The following is a 1,939-nucleotide window of genomic DNA, read 5'->3' as shown; positions in this document are numbered from 1 at the left end:
CCCGGACCGCTCTGCCACACCGTCGGCGGCAAGTCCGGCAGGCTCCACCTGGTCGGCTACGGCCGCGCCAACCACGCCGGCTCCGGCGACGGCGACGTCCTGCGCGCCGTCATCAACGAAACCGCCCTGCCCGCCGACAACGAGGCCGACACCGACGGCAACTCCCGCTTCTACGGCCTGGAGATCGTCAACCTCGGCAACGGCAAGGACACCTACCCCAGCGTCCAGTACGACGCCGCCGTCCGCTGGGCCGCCGCGATCTGCCGCACCCACGGCTGGGGAGCCGGATCGGTGATCGGCCACAAGGAGTGGCAGCCCGGGAAGATCGACCCCCACGGGCCCGTGGAGGGCCGCGGCAGCTTCGACATGGACCGATTCCGCGCCGACGTCGCCGCGCGCCTCAAGCACCCCGCCAGCTGGTCCCCGGGCAGTAGCACGCCGGCCCCGGCGAAGCCTCAGACCCCCACCCCGACCCCTCCGAAGGAGGACAACGTGTCCGCATACGAACTCTGGGCGTACAAGGGCACGGGCGAGAAGCGTGACGCCTACGCCTACCTGCGCGGCACCGAAGCCGCCGTGAAGTCGCTGACCGCGCAGGTCGCCGCGCTGACCGCGACCGTCGGCAAGCTCGCCGAGGGCGGCGGCCTCGACGCCACTGAGATCCAGGCCGCCGCCGAGGCCGGCGCCCGCGCCGCGCTCGAGAAGCTCGGCGAGCACCTCACCGACCAGTCCTGACCACCCACCCCCACAAGAAGAGAGACCGATCGTGAAGATCTTCGGCAGAGAGCCCGTGCTTCTGCTCGGCTTCGTCGCTGTCACGCTGAAGCTGGCGTCCGCCTACGGCCTGGACGTGTCCGCCGAGCAGCAGGCCGTCATCATGGCCGTCCTGTCCGCGCTCGTCGCCCTGGCGGAGGCGGTCGTCCTGCGCACCGGCGCCGCCGCGGCCGCCATCGTGAACCTCGCCCAGGCCGTCCTCGCTCTCTTTCTCGGCTTCGGCCTCAACCTGTCCGCCGAGCAGCAGGCACTGTGGATGCTCGTCGTGGAGGGCGCCGTCGCCCTGATGCTGCGCCGCGAGGTCACCGCCCCCGTCCCCGAGGTCGGCATCGAGCAGTCCAGCCCGCTCGCCAAGCGCGGCCCCACCGCCGTCTAGCCGCCGTGACCCCCAGGCACGCCCCCCACCGACTGGCAGCGGCCACGGCGTGCCCACAACCCCCCACACAGAAGGAGCGGTCCGGTGAGTGACCTGTCCGTCCTGCTTCCAGGCGGAGCCGGGGCCATCGTCACCCTCATCGTGCTGCTCATCCTCAAAGGGCATCTCGTCGCACGGTCCGTCCTCGATGACGTCCGCAAAGACCGAGACGACCGCATCGCGGAACTCGTCAAAGACCGCGACATGTGGCGAGCTGCGCACCGAGAGAGCGAAGCCGCACGCATCGAAGCGACCAACCAGGTCGGGGAACTGCTGGAGCTGGCACGGGTCGCCGACCACGTGCTACGCGCCATACGAAGGGAGGTGCCCGGGGATGCCATGGATTCGACGGTTGCTGCGCCGCCGTCCTGAGCCAACCCCGACGCACTCGGAGACCGCTGGGCACAAGGAGGCCAGGTCGGCTCTTTCTCGTGCCCAGCAGGCCCGCCGGGACGTTGAGGCGACCCGGCAGGCCGTCACCCACCTGGCTGCCCGCCTGGCCCGCGAGCGGCAGCAAAACCATTTCGCGGAAATGTTCCGCAACGCTTTGGAAGGAGGCCAGCGATGAACTGGGCGCAGATCAGCAACATCACAGCATCGGGCCTCGTCGCCGCTGCCAGTCTGGTGTTCGCGGTGGTCTACCACCTGAACGCCCCCTGGAGATCCACCCCCGTAGGCCGGCACCTGATGGCCTTCACCGCCGCTATCGGACTGCTCGGCCTGTACACCATCGCTATCACCATCTGGCCC

5 protein-coding genes are annotated in these 1,939 nt (G+C 70.1%); all 5 read left to right on the top strand.

All coding sequences use genetic code 11. The annotated features are described in order from the left end of the window. Positions 1 to 735 (top strand): N-acetylmuramoyl-L-alanine amidase (locus IE258_RS40595; protein ID WP_189750808.1); only part of this gene is annotated, 735 nt, incomplete at its 5' end. A 31-nt stretch (positions 736 to 766) separates the two neighbouring features. Further along, on the top strand, positions 767 to 1,150 hold the full coding sequence (locus IE258_RS40590; RefSeq protein ID WP_189750807.1) for a hypothetical protein: 384 nt from the start codon (positions 767 to 769) through the stop codon (positions 1,148 to 1,150). Between the two features lie 84 nt (positions 1,151 to 1,234). After that, on the top strand, positions 1,235 to 1,561 hold the full coding sequence (locus IE258_RS40585) for a hypothetical protein (RefSeq protein WP_189750806.1): 327 nt from the start codon (positions 1,235 to 1,237) through the stop codon (positions 1,559 to 1,561). Beyond that, complete coding sequence (locus IE258_RS42210; RefSeq protein ID WP_444545812.1) at positions 1,524 to 1,757, top strand: DUF7620 family protein; 234 nt, start codon at positions 1,524 to 1,526, stop codon at positions 1,755 to 1,757. Before IE258_RS40585 ends, IE258_RS42210 begins: the two co-directional genes overlap by 38 nt. Further along, the coding region (locus IE258_RS40580) for a putative phage holin (RefSeq protein WP_444545811.1) at positions 1,754 to 1,939 on the top strand (186 nt) is incomplete at its 3' end. The genes IE258_RS42210 and IE258_RS40580, both read left to right, overlap by 4 nt.

This window comes from Streptomyces tendae, from assembly GCF_014650435.1.
In the GTDB taxonomy this organism is placed as follows: domain Bacteria; phylum Actinomycetota; class Actinomycetes; order Streptomycetales; family Streptomycetaceae; genus Streptomyces; species Streptomyces tendae.
Note: the sequence above shows the minus strand (reverse complement) of the source record. Positions and strands in the feature narration are given on the sequence as shown.